Source organism: Ruegeria sp. B1, assembly GCF_056535885.1.
The window spans coordinates 2540629-2556596 of the sequence record NZ_JBQFJA010000001.1 but is presented as its reverse complement, the minus strand read 5'-3'; the positions used below and the strand labels follow the sequence as shown (position 1 = coordinate 2556596).

Here is a 15968-nt window from a genome sequence, read left to right as displayed (position 1 = left end):
CGGGCCCGGCAGATCTCAGACGTGCGGGCCAGGTCAAGTGTCCGCAAAAACCGGACATACATGACAAAGTTTAACGAACTGAACCTGAACCCAAAGGTCCTCAAAGCTGTTGAGGACGCCGGATACGAAACCCCGACCCCGATCCAGGAAGGCGCCATTCCGCCCGCGCTAGAAGGGCGCGATGTGCTGGGCATCGCCCAGACCGGAACCGGCAAGACCGCCAGTTTTACCCTGCCCATGATCACACTGCTGGCCCGTGGCCGCGCACGCGCGCGGATGCCGCGGTCGCTGGTGTTGTGCCCGACACGGGAACTCGCCGCGCAGGTGGCCGAAAACTTCGACATCTACGCCAAAAACGTAAAGCTGACCAAAGCGCTTTTGATCGGCGGCGTCAGCTTCAAGGAACAAGATGCGCTGATCGACCGGGGCGTCGACGTTCTGATTGCCACACCGGGCCGTCTGCTGGACCATTTCGAACGCGGCAAGCTGCTGCTGACCGGCGTTCAGATTATGGTGGTGGATGAGGCCGACCGGATGCTGGATATGGGGTTCATCCCCGATATCGAACGCATCTTTTCGCTGACGCCGTTTACCCGCCAGACACTGTTCTTCTCAGCCACCATGGCGTCCGAGATCGAGCGGATCACTGACACGTTCCTCTCCGCCCCGGCCCGGGTCGAGGTGGCGCGGCAAGCCACAGCCTCCGAGACCATCGAACAGAATGTGGTTATGTTCAAGGGCGGGCGCCGCGACCGCGAGGCGAGCCAGAAACGAAACGTTTTGCGGGCGCTCATTGATGCCGAAGGGGATAGCTGCACAAACGCAATCATCTTCTGCAATCGCAAGACGGATGTGGATATCTGCGCGAAATCGCTCAAGAAACACGGCTATAACGCCGCCGCCATTCATGGCGATCTGGATCAATCCCAACGGATGAAGACGCTGGATGGGTTCCGCGATGGATCGCTGCGCCTGCTCGTGGCCTCAGATGTCGCCGCGCGCGGTCTGGACATCCCTTCGGTCAGCCATGTGTTCAACTTCGACGTGCCCGGCCATGCGGAGGATTATGTGCACCGCATCGGTCGCACCGGTCGCGCGGGCCGTGAAGGCAAGGCGATCACGATCTGCTCCGGCCGCGATGAAAAGGCGCTGGATGCGATTGAAAAGCTGATCCAGAAGGATATCCCCCGGATCGACAACCCGGTCAAAGACGCCCCCAAACCGGATACGCCCAAGCCCGAGAAAAAGGCAAAGCCCTCGGACGACAAAAAGCGTGACCGTAAGAAGGATGACCGCGCTCAGGATAAGCCCCCGAGGGGCCGTGGCGGGAAAGAGGATACCGGACCCGCCGTTGTCGGCATGGGCGACCATCTGCCCAGCTTTATCGCGCTGAGCTTTGATGAACGCCGCGCCGGTTAAATCGCCAGCACGAGCGCCAGAATCGATACACCCAACAAGGTCATCCCGGCGATTTCGCGCCGGGTGATGGTTTCGCGGAAAAACAGGATCGAGGCCATCAGGCTCAGGATCAACTCCACCTGCCCCAACGCCTTGACATAGGCCGCGTTCTGCAAGGTGAAGGCCCAGAACCAGCAGAATGATCCGCCCAGACTGGTCAGCCCGACAAACACGCCGGTTGCCCGCGTGTCCCACACCGCGCGCAGTTCGGCGCGGTCACGCCACAAGAGCCAAAGCCCCATGCTGAGGAACTGGAACGACACAACCGCGGCCAGCGTGATCAGCGCCCGAAACCAGGCGTCGATCTCGCCCAGCTCAAGCGACGCGCCCCGATAGCTGACAGCAGAGAACGCAAACAACACACCGGACCCAAGCCCAAGCTGCGAGGCCCGATTGGTCAGGTGCCGCCACCAAGCGCCCTGACCACCGGGCGTTTTTGACAACAGCAGAACCGCCGCAAGACCCAACAGGATGGCGACAAGTGCACCACCGGACACACCATCACCAAGAATGATGAACCCGACGATGGCGGTTTGAATCACCTCCGTCTTCTTGAACGTGATCCCGACGGCAAAATTGCGTTGTTTGAACAGCGCGACGACACAAATGGTCGCCAATATCTGCGCTGTCCCGCCGATGGCCACGAACATCCAGAACCGACCACTCAAAGGCGGCAGCTCGGATCCGGTGCCCCACAAAACCGCCAACAGCCCCAGTACGGCCAACGGCATGGAATAGGCAAATCGGGCAAAGGTTGCACCGGCAGCAGAAAGCTTCACGCTGCTCAGTGACTTTTGCAGCATGAACCGCACGGTCTGAAACGAGGCCGCGGCGATGGTGACGGGAATCCATAAACTCATGAGTCCCGTTCTGTCGTCAATTTACGGCTTTGGCCAGAGTGGATGCGCAACGGGGTCCTTGGCGCGCCAGAAGTACTCCCTAAAAATCTGCGCGTAGGATCGATACACATATGCCTCGTTGAGCGCCAGATATCGCTCTTTCTGCGCCCGATACAACGCTGGCAATCGATACCACGGCGCGGTCGGGTTCATGTGATGAACGACGTGCAGGTTGTTGTTGAGAAACAGAAACGCCAAGAGCCCGCGATCTTCAACGATCACCGTTCGGGCGCGGGATTTTTCATGCGCGCGATGCTCCAGAAACGTTCGGATTTTGACAAGGCCCAGTCCGATATAGGCCGCCGCGCAATACGCCCAGACTGGCATGGCGGACTGCGCCACGATCCACAGCACCGCCGCAACACCCGGCAGGTGCACCGCCCAGGCCAGCAGCACCGCGCGGTCGCCGCGTTTGACCCCGCGCCACTCGTCCCGCAGAAAAGCAACCTGCCCAATGGCCGGGCCCAGCACGATGCGGCCCAACAAGGTGTTGTTGACGGTGTAGAGCCGTTTTTGCCATCCAGACAATCCACCCCAGACCTGCGGGTCCAGATAGTTCGACTCGGGGTCGTCATAGGGATCGGTCAGGTTGGAATCCTGGTGATGCGCCACATGAAGGTCGCGAAACCGGTTGAACGGAATGAACAGGGTCAGCGGCAAGGCCATCAGTGCTTCGTTCAGCCACTTGACCCGGAATGGATGCCCATGCAGCGCCTCATGCGTCAATGAAGAATGCATCGCGGCAATCAGGCCCATGATCGGGATCGCCAGCCAGTACGACCACCCCGCCAGCCAGAACACCACAGCCAGCCACGCGGCATAACAGGCGACAATCAGACCAAGGGTGCCCCATTCGGGTGTGCGACGCGGTGTGGGCTCAGCCATGGCGACCCCACGAAATCCCGGCCCAGATCCGTTCGTAGATCACGTACAGGGTCAGACCGATGGCCGTATTCACCACGGCCAGCGCACCGCCGACGGCCGCAGAGCCGGTGGCGACCAGACCCACCAGTGTCATGACCGCCAATCCCATCGCATTCCAAACGATGGCTTTCACGACCGATCTTTGTCGCGTTTCCATTCCGAACCCCATTATTATTGTTCTGTCAAAAGGGTTACTGACGCACGGCCATGTTGCATATTCTGTAAATGATTAACAAAATTCATCAGATATGATATTTATCACCTCATGGATGAAAAAATCGACAAACGAGACCGTGCTGCGCGGTTTCGCCAGCGACTCGCGCGGGCCATGGACGACCGTCACGTCAGTCAAAGCGGACTGGCACGCCTGATCGGAGTGGACCGGTCGACTGTTTCGCAATTGCTGACGGATGATGGCGCGCGCCTGCCCAACGCCCACGTGGTCGGCAGCTGCGCCTCGGCGCTTGGCGTATCCGCAGACTGGTTGCTCAGCCTGTCCAACCGGCCGGAAAGCGCTGCGGAACTGCTGGCCAGCTCCCTGTCGATGACCAAAGCCCCGCGCGCCCTTGTGGATGAGCGTATCTTTGAATGGCATCAGGAGGCAGCGGGATACAAAATCCGCTACGTTCCGGCCACCCTGCCGGACATGCTGAAAACCCGTGCCGTGCTGGAATGGGAATACGCCCCGCACCTGGGCCGCACGGCTGATCAGGCAATCGGGGCGTCGGCGGACCGGCTGACATGGATGCGCAGCGCGCAGTCGGACTATGAAATCGCCATGCCGCTGTATGAAATCGACAGCTTTGCCCGTGGGGTCGGATACTATCAGACTCTGCCGCTGGATGTCCGGCTGGAACAGATTGATAACCTGCTGGGGCTGTGCGCGCAGCTTTACCCGCGCCTGCGCATCTACCTGTTTGATGCAAAACGACTTTACTCGGCACCAGTAACGATTTTTGGTCCCCTGCTCTGCGTGTTTTACGCGGGCAGCCACTACATGGCCTTCCGGGATCGCGACCGTATCGAAGTCTTTACCCGCCATTTCGATACACTGGTCCGCGAAGCGGACATGACGGCCCGAGACTTTCCCATCCACCTTGAACAGCTGCGCGACGAGATTTCGCAGTCCTGATCCTATGCAACCCGTGCGTGAGGCGCGATCCTGTTGTATAGTCCTTTTGCGCGAACCATCGGGCATTCCAATCTCAGACGGAGGATACGGGAATGGACGCACTCAAAACCGCTCAATACGCACGCGCGTTGTACACGGCCCATGGCGACCGGGCCGAGGCGGAAGCCGCTAAAAAGATGCGCGAATGCAAGGCCGCCGGACGTGCACAGCAAGCACGGGACTGGCAGGCTGTACGCCGCACGATCAGCCAGATCCGCGGCCCGAATCAGGGCTGATTTCACCGCAAGCGATGACGGAAGTCAGAGTTTCGGGTCGGGGTTGACCGTGTGACCATCCACGGCAATGACCTGACCCGAGACCAGTCGGGCTGCGTCGGATGCAAGGAACACAGCCATATTGGCGATATCCTGCCCCTCGACAAACCGTCCCATCGAGGTGCCCGAGGCATAGCCTTGATACACCTGATCGCGGGTCATGCCCTTTGCGGCGGCTTCCCGGTTCAGAACCCCCTCCATCCGGGGCCCTTCGACCGAACCCGGACAGATCACGTTACAACGCACGCCATGCGGTCCAAGCTCCATGGCCAGCGTCTTGCCCAACCCGATCATGCCCCATTTTGCCGCCGCATAAGGCGCGCGGTTGGGATAGCCGTATTGTCCGGCAGTCGACGAGGTGATCAGGACCACACCGCTGCCTTGCCGTTTCAGAATTGGTGCCACATGCTTGGCACATAAAAACGCGCCTTCTAAATTGACAGAAAGACATTTTTGCCAATCATTTAGAGATATATCTTCAAGTGCAGCAGTCGGCCCCGCGATCCCGGCATTTGCACACAAAACATCCAGCCCATCCCATTCAGAGCGAATATCGCCAAACAACGAGCGGACTGCGGTCTCATCCGAGACATCCGCGTTTGTCTTGTGCCAATGAGATGGGCAACCGGACAATGCCGTGTCGTCCACATCGGCCACCCAGACCTGCGAACCGGCCGCGTCGAATGCTTCGGCCATCGCCCGTCCGACGCCGGACGCGCCAGCCGTAATCAGAACGCGCGTGCTCATGCGGGGCTGCGGATGGCCGCCCCCGCACCTTCCGGATAGGGCAACTGCGCCTGTGCGGCGGCGATCCGCGCCATGGCGGCCTCGATCTCCGCCGAGGGGGCACTGGGACGGCGGGTCTCAAGGCTGACATGCAGCAGGAAGCTTTCGCCTGTCGCCAGAAGCGTGTCGCCCTCATACATGCTGTGAAACACGTGCAGCTTCTTGCCCTGACCCAACAGCATTTGCGTGCGCACTTCGATTTTGGCGCCTGCATGCGCTTCGTCCATGTAGCGGATGTGGTTCTCAGCGGTGAAATAGCTGCCGCCCGAGGCGATATAGTCCGCGTCACACCCGATGATTTCCATGAACCGGTCGGTTGCTGCAGCAAAAGCCTCCAGGTACCGCGCCTCGTTCATGTGGCCGTTGTAATCGGTCCAGTCCAGCGGCACGGCGCGGGATACCGTCAGGATCGGCTGGCTCAGATCGGCCTGATCTATCGTCGGCAAGGCGCCGGGTTTCAGCGCGGCATCATGCTGGTTCAGCACCGCACCGGCGCCCCAGTTCTGGGCCTTGAGGGCACGCATCATGCCCACAAGGTTGTTGTCGCGGATACGTTCCAGTTCGCGGATCGAATGCTTGCCGGATTGCGCATCGGAATGATCAGCGATCATATCCACGAGGTCGTCGGTGAACTCGGGCACATCCATCAATTTGGTCCAGGGCCATTTCAAGGCGGGACCAAACTGCGCCATGAAATGCCGCATCCCGGCCTCGCCACCAGCCACACGATAGGTTTCGAACAGGCCCATCTGCGCCCAGCGGATACCAAAGCCCATACGGATGGCTTCGTCGATCTCTTCGGTCGTTGCGATCTCGTCCTTAACCAGCCACAACGCCTCGCGCCAGACCGCCTCCAGAAAGCGATCAGCGATGTGGGCGTCGATTTCTTTCCTGACGTGCAACGGGAAGAACCCGACCGAGGTCAGCAGCGCTTTGGCGCGCTCAATCATGTCCGGCGCGTTCTTTTCGGTGGGGACCAACTCGATCAGCGGCAACAGGTAGACCGGGTTGAACGGATGCGCCACCACGATCTGTTCAGGACGCAGTGCGCCCTCCTGCAGTTCAGACGGTTTGAAGCCACTTGTCGATGACCCAATGATCGCATCCGGCGCACATGCGGACTGCAAGTCCCTGTAAACCTTCAACTTCAGGTCCAACCGTTCGGGAACGCTTTCCTGAATCCACGCAGCGCCCTGCACGGCATCCGCCATGTTGTCATGGAAACTCAACGCGCCCTCCGGCGGCAAAGGCACATCGCTCAGCCCGGGCAGAGACCGGCGCGCATTGTCCAGCACTTCGCCGATCTTGCGCTCAGCCTCGGGGTCCGGATCGAACACCCGCACGTCCCAGCCATTGAGCAGGAACCGGGCAGCCCACCCGCCACCAATCACACCGCCACCGATGATAGCAGCCGTCTGTTTCATTTCTTCACTCCTCTGCAGCGTTGGCAAAACGCCCCGGTCGCCTGTGTCAGTCTTGCGGCTGGACTTGAAGGACATCGAGCAGCTTGTCGGTCTCGTAACCGTTTTGCTGCAAAACAGATTCGGCCCAGTCCCGATCTTCCCCGGAAATCTGTGACCGTCTGGCCAGAATCCAACCCGTCGTTCCGCGCGGAGCGCCGATCACGGCAACCGAATAATCGGGCCTCAGGCCAAGCACCCAATAATCTCCGCGCGCAAACGGCAACCACGGCACAAACGTCACCGAAAGCTTTCCTGGCCCTTCAACACGCGCGATACCCTCTGCCTGGCGAACAGGACCGTCCAGTGTTTCCTCGCGGCAGGTGTTGGTGACCGATATCTTGCCGTTATCCAACAAGCCGTACTCGGCGGTCACGCCCACACATCCGCGTTCGAACCGATTGGGAAACCGCGCAATTTCGTACCAAAGGCCCAGGTAGCGCTGAACGTCCAACTCCTGCACAGTGGTCATCTCAACGGCCCGGTCACGATAGGGTGCGGCCCAGGCTGGTACAGCCAGGACAAACGCAATCGCCGAAACGAGCCCCCGGCGAATCATGCCGCCACCGGTGCCCGTTTCACCAGCCCCAGCTTTTCCCGCACCTCCTGCGCTCCGATCACGCGCGCGCCCATGTTCTCGATGATGGTCCCGGCGCATTCTACCAGTTGCCAGTTCTCAGCCAAAACACCCTTGCCCAGCCACAGGTTGTCCTCCAGCCCGACGCGCACGTTGCCGCCCGCGAGCACGGCCGCTGCGACATACGCCATCTGGCTGCGCCCCAGTGAAAAGGCACTAAACGTCCAATCATCGGGTACATTGTTCACCATGGCCATGAAGGTGTTCAGATCGTCCGGCGCGCCCCAGGGCACGCCCATGCACAGTTGCACCAGGGCGGGGCTGTCCAGCACACCCTCTTTCACAAGCTGTTTTGCGTACCACAGATGGCCGGTGTCAAAGGCTTCGATCTCGGGCTTCACCCCCAGATGCGTCATCATACGCCCCATTGCCTGCAGCATACCCGGCGTGTTGGTCATAACATAATCGGCCTCGGCAAAGTTCATCGTGCCGCAATCCAGCGTGCAGATCTCTGGCAGGCACTGGGCCACATGCTCAACACGCTCGGCGGCACCGATCATGTCGGTACCCTCCTCGCGCAGCGGCAACGGCGCTTCGGTCGGGCCAAACACCATGTCGCCGCCCATACCTGCGGTCAGGTTCAGTACCACATCAACCTCCGCCTCGCGAATGCGGTCCGTCACCTCGCGGTACAGGTCCAGCCGACGACTGGGGGCACCGGTTTCGGGATCGCGTACATGGCAATGCACCACCGCCGCGCCTGCCTTGGCAGCCGCAATGGCGCTATCGGCGATCTGCTGCGGAGACCGCGGTACATGTGGGCTGCGCTCCTGCGTGCCGCCCGAGCCTGTCACGGCGCAGGTGATAAAGACGTCACGGTTCATTTCCAGCGGCATGGCGTTTTCCCCAAGTTATACCGGCGCTCACCCTGAGTTTTCCCCAGACTTCTCCCCGGATTCCGAATTGCGTTTGCAGGCGAGTCTGGCGCAGCCTCGGTGCAACAACTTGCCACTATGCGAATCAGACTTGATGAAATCCGCAAAAAACATCCTCCAGCCCGAACACCGCGCTCTAAAGACGGCGGTGCTGGTGCTGGATGAGTGCAACACGCTCAGCTTTGCCTCGGCTGTTGACCCCATGCGCGCCGCCAACCGGTTGGCGGACCGGCCCGCCTTTGACTGGGAGTATGTGACCGCGACGGCAGAACCCGCGACGCTGACAAGCGCGCTGAGCGTTCCCGGCATTCCGCTGGCCAGGTTGCAGGACTGCGACCTGATGATCGTGGTGGCCGGCTTCCAACTGGCGCGCCACGCAACCCCCAGCCTGCTGGCCGGGCTGCGCCGTGTTGCTGGAACCGGGGCAACGATGGCCGGAATCGATGGCGGGCCATGGTTGCTGGCCGAAGCCGGATTGCTGGACGGGCACGCCGCGACAACCCACTGGGAAGACCTGGAAACCTTCGCAATCCGCTTTCCGGATGTCGACGTCCGCCCGGACCGGTTTACCGTATCCGAGAACCGCCTGACATCGGGCGGCGCCATCCCGGCCGTGGACATGATGCTGCACATCATTGCAGCCCGCCACGGGTCAGGCTTTGCCGCGCGGGTGTCCGGCCTGTTCCTCTACGATGGCGCGCCCGAAGCGTCCAAACCGCAGAGCCGCACTGGCGCACCACACAGACATTCTGCGCTGACCGCCAGGGCCAATGCGCTGATGCAGGCGTCTTTGGATGATCCTCTGCCGCTGGCCAGCATCGCCGACCGGCTGGGCACCAGCCCCCGCAGCCTGCAACAGCAATTCCGCCTGCGGCTCAACACCACGCCGCAAGATCACTATCTGCAACTGCGCCTGGCCGAGGCGCGCCGACTGGTTGCGGATACCGACATGCCCCTGATGGATGTGGCCTTGGCCACCGGCTTCACCTCGCAATCCAGCTTTGCCCGGGCGTTCCGCACGGCGCATGGCAGGTCCGCTCGTGACCTCAGGCAAACACGCGCGCACCCCACCCATCACTGACCGGATCCCCTTCATCTGGCTAAAAATACCTCGGGGGCGCCGCGCTGGGGGGGATCGGAATTAATTGGAACGGTGAGTACGGTTTAAACTGGAACAGGTGGATGAAGGTCATCGCATGATAGCCTTGTTTTATTGGCGATGCGGGACGGCGCGGCAAAATCGGCCGTTCGGCAAGGATGGCCCGAACTAAACTGGACTATGCCGGATGATGCCGGATGTTTCCAAAAACGGCATTAACTCTCACCACTCACGCATGGATGCGACCACTCTGCCTTCCAATCGGACATCCTCTGGTGCCTCCAAATCCACAATGATCGGTGGGTATCGTGCGTTGGTGCTGATCAGCTGGAGCCTATTACCTGGCAACCGCTGTACGCGTTTAACAAACAGTTGCCCGTCATAATGTACGGCGAACATAAAGCCGTTGCGTGGCTCTTTCTGATCCGTGGCGATCAGGACGAGATCACCATCTGAGAGCTCTGGCTCCATGCTGTCGCCAGTCACGCGGATCACCGACAGATGATCCTCACTTAGCCCGCGCCGCTGAATGGAAGCCCGACTGTAGCTGTAGTAACCGGAGCCGACGTCGGCCTCCACTAGCGAATCGAAGCCAGCGGACGCCTGCGCATCGAAGTGCGGAATGGCGACAAACTCTTCAACACGATCATTGGGTTGAAGTGCCAAAGCTTGGTTCTCATGAGCATTTGCTCCGACACTCTCCGTGATCAATCGGGCGCCTCGCCCGGTTAGAAGCCACGTTGGTGATATGTCCAAATGCTCCGCCATTGCTGCTAAAAGCTCAGCGCTCACCTTCCTGGAGCCCGAGAGATAGTGCTGCATGGTTCGGTAGTTCGCTCCGATCTTATTGGTAAAATCCTGCAAACTCAAACCGCTAGCAGATACGGCCTCTTTTAGTCGCTCATTTATGTCCATTTGTTCTTATGTCGCTTGATTATAGGAGCATTTGGTCTTATTTGTGATATTACAACATACCGACGCACCCCAGCATTGCGAGGACACTATGTCAGCAAGAAGCAAGCCGTTCCAGCCCGGAGCGGTTCTATGTGAGATCATCGTTGGCGCATGTCGCGCCTCAGACCTCGGCGGGCGTGGGAAGCAGAACATCCACACCAGCACCACTCCCGTGGCTACCTGCGGACAATCTGGGGACGACACGGGCCAGGCGCGCCTCAAACGCCGGAAGCGCATGGCACCCCGCGATGCGGTGCTGAGCGAGGAACGCGTCACGGAACGCGTCCCCGGTGCCGGAGAAGGGGCGGGCGCCCCGAGACGGTGGCGGTGTAAGCCATGGGGCAGGCATCGCGCAAATTCGAACTGGTTGAGGCCAACGCCTCGGGGTTGACCAATCCGCCGCTAGAAGCCGTTGGTCAACCTGTTGGTCAACCATTGGTCAACCACGAAAAATGGTTGCCGATGAATGACCTGGTCGAGTTGTCTGGGGTATCCAAACAGGCGGTCAGCAAAGCCCTGCAGTCGCGCAAGTGGCGCGGTGTCGATCTTCTTGTCAGAGAAGTTGAAATCGGGCGTGGCGGTGCTGGAGGTCGAGCACCTCAAGCGCATGTAGACCACTTACCCGCTGATCTGCGGGAGGCCTGGTATCTGGAGCGTGGCATCGTGCTCCACGCAAAGCCCGATGTGGCGACCGGCGGCACCTGTCTTGTACCGGAGCAGGCCCACCAAACGGATGCACGCTTTGAGGCCGATCTGGCTTTGGCGCGGTGGCGGCAGGAGGTGATCCGCCCGGCCCTGGCCTTTGAGAAGGGCTCACCTGAGCGGGCGGCGGTGATCGAGGGCCTCACCCGGGAACCGCGCCTGTTCCCCAACGGGAAACGCAAGCTGATCTCCAAGCAGACGCTCTATAACTGGCTGCGCGACTATGAGGCCTTTGGTCTAAATGGTCTGGTCCGCAAGCGCCGCGCCGATCACGGCGTCCGGCGCCAGACGGTCACCCGCGCCTGGGATGCGTTTTTTGAGGCGCATATCGATGCGGCCACGCAGGCCGGGATCGGCGCGGACCTGACCACCTATATCCGGTCCCTCTGGGCAGCGGGGGAATGCGGCTGGCGCGCGATCTCGGAGAAATCCACCACCCGCCTGATCGAGATGAGCCGAGACCTGCGGGTCGTGCCCTTCGAGGCGCTGGAGCTGGGCCGGTGCGGCGACACGAATGCCAAAGGCACCCAGTTCGGCCTCTGTAATGTGAACCGCCGCCAGGTGGAGCATCACCGCCAATACGCGCTTCTCGCGATCAAGGACAAAGACAACGCCACCTTCCAGGACAGGTATGTGCCCTCGATCCGGCGGGACTATGCCACGTTGCTGCCACGTCAGATCGTGGTGGGGGACGTGCACCCCGTGGATATCATGATGCGCCGCGCCGATGGCACGGTGGTCTATCCCAAGGCGATTGCCTGGTACGACGTAGCTACCAATGAAATCCATATGACGTTCGTGCTTTGCGAGCCCGGTGAAGGCATACGGCGCGAGCATGTGGCCCAGAGCTTTGAGGCGATGGTCGCGGAATGGGGCCTGCCCGAGATGCTCTATCTCGACAACGGGTCCGAGTATTCCTGGGATGCGATGATCGGCGGGTTCACCCAGCTCTCCAGACTGACGCAGGGCGGGCTCAAGGTGTTTGATCTCACCGGTGATCCGAAGGTCGCAGCGCGCGTGGCCGAGGGCCGTGAAGCCGTGGTGCGGTCGATGCCCTACAATGCGAAGGGCAAGCCGGGCATTGAGGGTGCCTTTGGCAACATCGAGCAAGTCTTTTCGCCACAATCCCAGGCTGGACCGATGGCGACCGCATGAACAAGAAGACCCACGCCAAGGGCAAAGACCCGGTGGCCTTCGATGGCGATGCGAGTGCCTTTCTGGAGACCGCTGGCAAAGCCTTGGAGTGGTATCACAAGCGCCCTCAGCATGGGCGGCTTGCAGGCATGAGCCCCAATGAGGCCCTGCGCAATTTCATTGATCAGGGATGGGGCAAGACCACACTCGCACCCCGAGGTTCTCGCCCTCGCCTTTGCCGAGGAGGTCGAGCGCATGCCGGATCGCGGGCGGGTGAGCTACACCCCCCGCCGTGGCGAGACGATCTATTTCTACGACGATGCGCTCCTGGGCCTCACCCACAAGATCACCCTCCGGGTGCCCGCCTTCAATCCCGCGTTTGTGTTCTGTTTCGCCAATGGTGAGTTGATCTGCCAGGCCTTCCCGGAGCGCACCTTTGGTGTCCTGGATGATGCAGGCGCTCGGGAGGTCAACCGGCGCGGCAAGGCCTTCCGCCGCCAGATCGCTGAAAAGCGCAAGCATGTGGCCCTGTTGTCGCTGACCGAGGAAACCGAGCGGCACATCGCTCATATGCCCGATGCGCCGGAGGCCCCGGTGGCTGCAGTGGTCGATGCCGGGATCATCGACCGCATGGTGCGCATGGATGCCGAGGCGCGCGCAAAGGCCCTGGCCGAGGCCGCCAATACCGAGCCGCGCAAACCCATTGAACAATGGAAACCGCCGACCCCCGAGGTGGTCAGGACTTTCACATATGCGGAGGAAGAGGATTGAGGAGCTTCGTCGAAACGGAGATGGCGGGCCGGGCGCGCATGATGTGCGAAACGGTGATGTCCGTGCCACAATACAGCCGCCTGGGTCAGATCACGGGTGATCCGGGCACCGGCAAGACCTCGGCGACCTACTGGCTGGCCGAGACGCTGGGGGCCATTCGTATCGAGGCCTGGGCAGGCATGAAGGAAAAGACCTGCCTGCAAGAGCTGGCGCATGCCTTTGCCAAGGCCGGATATCCCATCGATGCGAGCGGCACATCCAACACCCTGATCCAGCGCCTCATCCGGCAGGGGACCGAGGGCAAGCTGATCATCGTGGATGAGGCCAATCACCTGCGCTGGCCCACCCTTGAGATGCTGCGCTCGATCTCTGACATCGGCGGCGCGGGGCTGGTGATCGCGGGCACGGACTTGCTGGCCAGAAAGTTCATCCACCCGCAAATCCGGGTGTTCCTGGAGCAGTTCCGCCAGCGGATCGGCACCAAGAAGGTGGTGATGCAGCCGGTGCAGGAGGCGGGCGAGATGGCCGCCTATGTCCTGGCCCCGCGCTTCGGGAGCATCACTCAGAAGAGCGCCACGGCCTTTCTCAGAAAGACGGGGGGCAACTGGCGCTTAGCGATGGCCCTGGCCGATGCCTGCGCCCGCCTCATGGAGAATGAGGGCATCGACAAACTCGATGAGCGCGTGGTCGAGACCGCTGCCGCATGGATGGCGGGAGAGAGTTGAGGATGGCCGTTCCCGAAACCGTCCAGGAGCTGGTCTCCCTTGCCGCGCCCCATGCCCTTGATGGCGCGCCCTTCACCGCTGCGGACCGGCTGCACAAGGCCGCCGATGCTCGCACCGCCCACGCCATCCCTGCGGGGTATCCCAACCCACCGGGCTTGGCACCATTGGCGAGACCAGCACCCTCAGCGCAAGCGCAGGATTGAAGATCACGTTCATGGCATACTCCCATGCTCTAACGCCGGGGCACTCGGATCATGATCAGGCAGCGACCCTCGGTGCTTTCAACTCGTTGTTATTTCTGTCAAATTGGGCGGATTCTGTTGAAGAACTCGGTGCAATTGACTGCCAGATTATCGCTGGAGAACCAGCGCGAGTTGTTTGGTCCGGACGCTGGCCCAGTCGTCTCGCAAATGGGCTGATTTGGCGGGTCAGATCATCCCATGGCCTCCGTTTGGGCGGTCCTGGGCCTGAGCTTGGCGAGCTTTCTGAGGTTCTGTGCGATGGCAGCGAGCAGGAACTCATCTTTTGCCCCGTTCGGGCCGCGCAATCGCAACCTGGTCAGGTTCAGGATGCGTTTCAGATGCGCGAAGAGCATCTCAACTTTCTTCCGTTTGTCACGGCTGACCTTGTAGGCTTTCGTCTTCCGGCTCGATCGCGCGAAGTCCCGGGCGTCCTCGTGCTCTTCCCGGCTGATCGATCTGCAGATCGCATTGGGGCAGCACTTCTCTTTCGATGGGCACCCCTGACAATCGGATTTTAGAGCGCGATACTTTCGGGTGCCGCGGATGTTCTTGTCGCGATTGGGATCGGAGTAATTCCGGCGGAACTGCTTCAATGCGAAACCTTCGGGGCAAATGTATTGGTCGTTGGCCTCGTCGTATTCAAACTCAAAACGGGTCCATGCGCCGTCCTTGCGGTTCGAATGATCGATCACTGGAATGAAGGGGATGATGCCGCGTTTCTTGACCAGCCACCCCAAGTTGTCGCTGGATCCATAGGCCGTGTCCGCGGCAAGCCAATCCGGCCGGATGCCGAAGCGCTGTTCAGTGCGATCCAGCATTGTTTGCGAGGCACCCACCTCGGCCTGTCGGATCGCCCGCGTGGCTTCAACATCCATGATGACTGAGCTTTTTGTGTCGATCAGGTGGTTCGTGGCATAGGCAAAGTAGGGACGACTTTCCTCAGCTCGGGTCCACTGAGCTGCCGGATCCGACTTGGCGACGAACTTAGGTTGTACCGGCGAGGCTGCACCGAAGGCCGCATCGTCTAGCGTTTCAAGGTACTCTCTGGCCGCGCGATTGCCCGCAGCTCGAGCGACGTCTTCGCTCCAGTCCTTAGCCGCAATGGAACGGGCTTTGTTGGCATCCGCCGGTATCAGGCTGGCGTCGACAGCAAAGCCTTCGCCTGACACGAGGTCCTCCTTCAGGCAGCGCTCCACCGTCGCCTCGAAGATATGGCGCAGCATGTCGCTTTCCCGAAGCTTGCCATGGCGGCACCGCGAGAACGATGAATGATCCGGCACCTTGTCCTCCAAACCGAGCCGGCAAAACCAGCGATACGCAAGATTGAGATGCACCTCCTGGCACAGTCGTCGTTCGGACCGAATGCCCATCGCATAACCAATCACCAGCATCCGGACGATCAGCTCGGGATCGATCGAAGGGCGGCCCGTGTGGCTGTAAAAGGGCTTCAGCCTCTCCCGCATGTCGCCCATGTCGAGGAAACGGTCAATCTCTCTCAATACGTGATTAGGCGGCACATGTGCGTCCAAATCGAACTCATAGAACAGCTGCGCTTCAACCTTTTGAATGCCCATCATCGCCCGATCCTCCCAATCTCGATAAATCAAGTGAATCAAACGACTTGCCGCACTGCAACACAGAGTTCTTCAACACCATCGGCGGACTCCAGTCATTCGCTGCGAACGCGATTGCTCCTTCCAAGAGTCTGGATTGCGGCCATTCAAATGTGGAATTGCTTGCGACTCCGGAAATCTGGCCGCTATATTTTGCAGGCGAAAATTCATGAAATTCGCGAATTCCGGTATGCGGTATATACCGGAAGTATAGTACTATACTTAGATAGAAATTCGCTATTT

General features: G+C 60.5%; 18 protein-coding genes. 8 read left to right on the top strand and 10 right to left on the bottom strand.

Annotated elements, in window-relative coordinates; all coding sequences use genetic code 11:
* Positions 1 to 60 precede the first annotated feature (60 nt).
* Positions 61 to 1419, top strand: a complete 1359-nt coding sequence (locus ACR3ES_RS12615) for a DEAD/DEAH box helicase (RefSeq protein WP_170434395.1) — start codon at positions 61 to 63, stop codon at positions 1417 to 1419.
* Here the strand turns inward: ACR3ES_RS12615 and ACR3ES_RS12610 are convergent.
* From ACR3ES_RS12610 to ACR3ES_RS12600, 3 genes are read right to left on the bottom strand one after another with little or no spacing between them, the layout of a single operon-like run.
* Positions 1416 to 2318 (bottom strand): EamA family transporter, encoded by a 903-nt coding sequence (locus ACR3ES_RS12610; protein WP_170434397.1) that lies wholly within the window; start codon positions 2316 to 2318, stop codon positions 1416 to 1418. The genes ACR3ES_RS12615 and ACR3ES_RS12610 overlap by 4 nt on opposite strands.
* Positions 2319 to 2339: 21 nt before the next feature.
* Positions 2340 to 3242 carry a fatty acid desaturase gene (locus ACR3ES_RS12605; protein ID WP_170434398.1) on the bottom strand — a complete coding sequence of 301 codons (903 nt, stop codon included), beginning with the start codon at positions 3240 to 3242 and terminating at the stop codon, positions 2340 to 2342.
* Complete coding sequence (locus tag ACR3ES_RS12600; RefSeq protein WP_170434400.1) at positions 3235 to 3438, bottom strand: DUF2061 domain-containing protein; 204 nt, start codon at positions 3436 to 3438, stop codon at positions 3235 to 3237. The genes ACR3ES_RS12605 and ACR3ES_RS12600 overlap by 8 nt, the downstream gene beginning before the upstream one ends.
* A 108-nt stretch (positions 3439 to 3546) precedes the next feature.
* On the opposite strand from ACR3ES_RS12600, the gene ACR3ES_RS12595 reads away from it, so the two are divergent.
* Both ACR3ES_RS12595 and ACR3ES_RS12590 read left to right on the top strand, forming a co-directional pair.
* On the top strand, positions 3547 to 4413 hold the full coding sequence (locus ACR3ES_RS12595) for a helix-turn-helix domain-containing protein (RefSeq protein WP_170434402.1): 867 nt from the start codon (positions 3547 to 3549) through the stop codon (positions 4411 to 4413).
* A 92-nt stretch (positions 4414 to 4505) separates the two neighbouring features.
* Entirely contained in the window at positions 4506 to 4688 is a 183-nt protein-coding gene (locus ACR3ES_RS12590; protein ID WP_170434404.1) for a hypothetical protein, read from the top strand.
* A gap of 24 nt (positions 4689 to 4712) precedes the next feature.
* On the opposite strand, the gene ACR3ES_RS12585 is transcribed toward ACR3ES_RS12590, so the two are convergent.
* The 4 genes from ACR3ES_RS12585 to bcoG are packed head-to-tail and all read right to left on the bottom strand — an operon-like array spanning position 4713 to position 8446.
* A complete protein-coding gene (locus ACR3ES_RS12585; protein WP_170434406.1) occupies positions 4713 to 5474 on the bottom strand; it encodes an SDR family oxidoreductase in 762 nt (253 codons plus the stop codon).
* Positions 5471 to 6937 (bottom strand): carnitine 3-dehydrogenase, encoded by a 1467-nt coding sequence (locus ACR3ES_RS12580; RefSeq protein WP_170434408.1) that lies wholly within the window; start codon positions 6935 to 6937, stop codon positions 5471 to 5473. Before ACR3ES_RS12580 ends, ACR3ES_RS12585 begins: the two co-directional genes overlap by 4 nt.
* A 46-nt stretch (positions 6938 to 6983) precedes the next feature.
* A complete protein-coding gene (locus ACR3ES_RS12575) occupies positions 6984 to 7532 on the bottom strand; it encodes a lipocalin family protein (RefSeq protein WP_170434410.1) in 549 nt (182 codons plus the stop codon).
* Complete coding sequence (gene bcoG / locus ACR3ES_RS12570; protein ID WP_170434412.1) at positions 7529 to 8446, bottom strand: 3-dehydrocarnitine:acetyl-CoA trimethylamine transferase BcoG; 918 nt, start codon at positions 8444 to 8446, stop codon at positions 7529 to 7531. Before bcoG ends, ACR3ES_RS12575 begins: the two co-directional genes overlap by 4 nt.
* A gap of 133 nt (positions 8447 to 8579) precedes the next feature.
* On the opposite strand from bcoG, the gene ACR3ES_RS12565 reads away from it, so the two are divergent.
* Complete coding sequence (locus ACR3ES_RS12565; protein ID WP_170434414.1) at positions 8580 to 9566, top strand: GlxA family transcriptional regulator; 987 nt, start codon at positions 8580 to 8582, stop codon at positions 9564 to 9566.
* 240 nt (positions 9567 to 9806) lie between these two features.
* Here ACR3ES_RS12565 and ACR3ES_RS12560 read toward each other — a convergent pair whose 3' ends face one another.
* Both ACR3ES_RS12560 and ACR3ES_RS12555 read right to left on the bottom strand, forming a co-directional pair.
* Positions 9807 to 10406, bottom strand: a complete 600-nt coding sequence (locus ACR3ES_RS12560; protein ID WP_480492774.1) for a S24 family peptidase — start codon at positions 10404 to 10406, stop codon at positions 9807 to 9809.
* Positions 10407 to 10659: 253 nt separating this feature from the next.
* Positions 10660 to 10887, bottom strand: a complete 228-nt coding sequence (locus tag ACR3ES_RS12555) for a hypothetical protein (protein WP_480479826.1) — start codon at positions 10885 to 10887, stop codon at positions 10660 to 10662.
* Between ACR3ES_RS12555 and ACR3ES_RS12550 the strand changes: the two genes are divergently transcribed.
* From ACR3ES_RS12550 to ACR3ES_RS12535, 4 genes are all read left to right on the top strand, one after another.
* Entirely contained in the window at positions 10875 to 12395 is a 1521-nt protein-coding gene (locus ACR3ES_RS12550) for a helix-turn-helix domain-containing protein (protein WP_480634722.1), read from the top strand. The two genes, ACR3ES_RS12555 and ACR3ES_RS12550, sit on opposite strands and share 13 nt — an antisense overlap.
* Before the next feature lie 138 nt (positions 12396 to 12533).
* The gene (locus ACR3ES_RS12545; protein ID WP_480634721.1) at positions 12534 to 13145 is read left to right on the top strand and encodes a hypothetical protein; all 612 of its coding nucleotides are present in this window, start codon (positions 12534 to 12536) and stop codon (positions 13143 to 13145) included.
* 56 nt (positions 13146 to 13201) lie between these two features.
* The gene (locus tag ACR3ES_RS12540; protein ID WP_480423910.1) at positions 13202 to 13870 is read left to right on the top strand and encodes an AAA family ATPase; all 669 of its coding nucleotides are present in this window, start codon (positions 13202 to 13204) and stop codon (positions 13868 to 13870) included.
* 2 nt (positions 13871 to 13872) lie between these two features.
* A complete protein-coding gene (locus ACR3ES_RS12535) occupies positions 13873 to 14073 on the top strand; it encodes a hypothetical protein (protein WP_480423912.1) in 201 nt (66 codons plus the stop codon).
* A gap of 230 nt (positions 14074 to 14303) precedes the next feature.
* Here ACR3ES_RS12535 and ACR3ES_RS12530 read toward each other — a convergent pair whose 3' ends face one another.
* Positions 14304 to 15689 (bottom strand): IS1182 family transposase, encoded by a 1386-nt coding sequence (locus ACR3ES_RS12530; protein WP_480424921.1) that lies wholly within the window; start codon positions 15687 to 15689, stop codon positions 14304 to 14306.
* Between the last annotated feature and the right edge of the window lie 279 nt (positions 15690 to 15968).

Coding starts and splice junctions, on each gene's coding strand:
- ACR3ES_RS12590 (WP_170434404.1), top strand. CDS start 4,506: ATGGACGCACTCAAAACCGCTCAATACGCACGCGCGTTGTACACGGCC.
- ACR3ES_RS12580 (WP_170434408.1), bottom strand. CDS start 6,937: ATGAAACAGACGGCTGCTATCATCGGTGGCGGTGTGATTGGTGGCGGG.
- ACR3ES_RS12535 (WP_480423912.1), top strand. CDS start 13,873: ATGGCCGTTCCCGAAACCGTCCAGGAGCTGGTCTCCCTTGCCGCGCCC.
- ACR3ES_RS12560 (WP_480492774.1), bottom strand. CDS start 10,406: ATGCAGCACTATCTCTCGGGCTCCAGGAAGGTGAGCGCTGAGCTTTTA.
- ACR3ES_RS12550 (WP_480634722.1), top strand. CDS start 10,875: ATGGGGCAGGCATCGCGCAAATTCGAACTGGTTGAGGCCAACGCCTCG.
- ACR3ES_RS12605 (WP_170434398.1), bottom strand. CDS start 3,242: ATGGCTGAGCCCACACCGCGTCGCACACCCGAATGGGGCACCCTTGGT.
- ACR3ES_RS12545 (WP_480634721.1), top strand. CDS start 12,534: ATGAGGCCCTGCGCAATTTCATTGATCAGGGATGGGGCAAGACCACAC.
- ACR3ES_RS12555 (WP_480479826.1), bottom strand. CDS start 10,887: ATGCCTGCCCCATGGCTTACACCGCCACCGTCTCGGGGCGCCCGCCCC.
- ACR3ES_RS12575 (WP_170434410.1), bottom strand. CDS start 7,532: ATGATTCGCCGGGGGCTCGTTTCGGCGATTGCGTTTGTCCTGGCTGTA.
- ACR3ES_RS12595 (WP_170434402.1), top strand. CDS start 3,547: ATGGATGAAAAAATCGACAAACGAGACCGTGCTGCGCGGTTTCGCCAG.
- bcoG (WP_170434412.1), bottom strand. CDS start 8,446: ATGCCGCTGGAAATGAACCGTGACGTCTTTATCACCTGCGCCGTGACA.
- ACR3ES_RS12540 (WP_480423910.1), top strand. CDS start 13,202: ATGTCCGTGCCACAATACAGCCGCCTGGGTCAGATCACGGGTGATCCG.
- ACR3ES_RS12610 (WP_170434397.1), bottom strand. CDS start 2,318: ATGAGTTTATGGATTCCCGTCACCATCGCCGCGGCCTCGTTTCAGACC.
- ACR3ES_RS12530 (WP_480424921.1), bottom strand. CDS start 15,689: ATGATGGGCATTCAAAAGGTTGAAGCGCAGCTGTTCTATGAGTTCGAT.
- ACR3ES_RS12565 (WP_170434414.1), top strand. CDS start 8,580: ATGAAATCCGCAAAAAACATCCTCCAGCCCGAACACCGCGCTCTAAAG.
- ACR3ES_RS12600 (WP_170434400.1), bottom strand. CDS start 3,438: ATGGAAACGCGACAAAGATCGGTCGTGAAAGCCATCGTTTGGAATGCG.
- ACR3ES_RS12615 (WP_170434395.1), top strand. CDS start 61: ATGACAAAGTTTAACGAACTGAACCTGAACCCAAAGGTCCTCAAAGCT.
- ACR3ES_RS12585 (WP_170434406.1), bottom strand. CDS start 5,474: ATGAGCACGCGCGTTCTGATTACGGCTGGCGCGTCCGGCGTCGGACGG.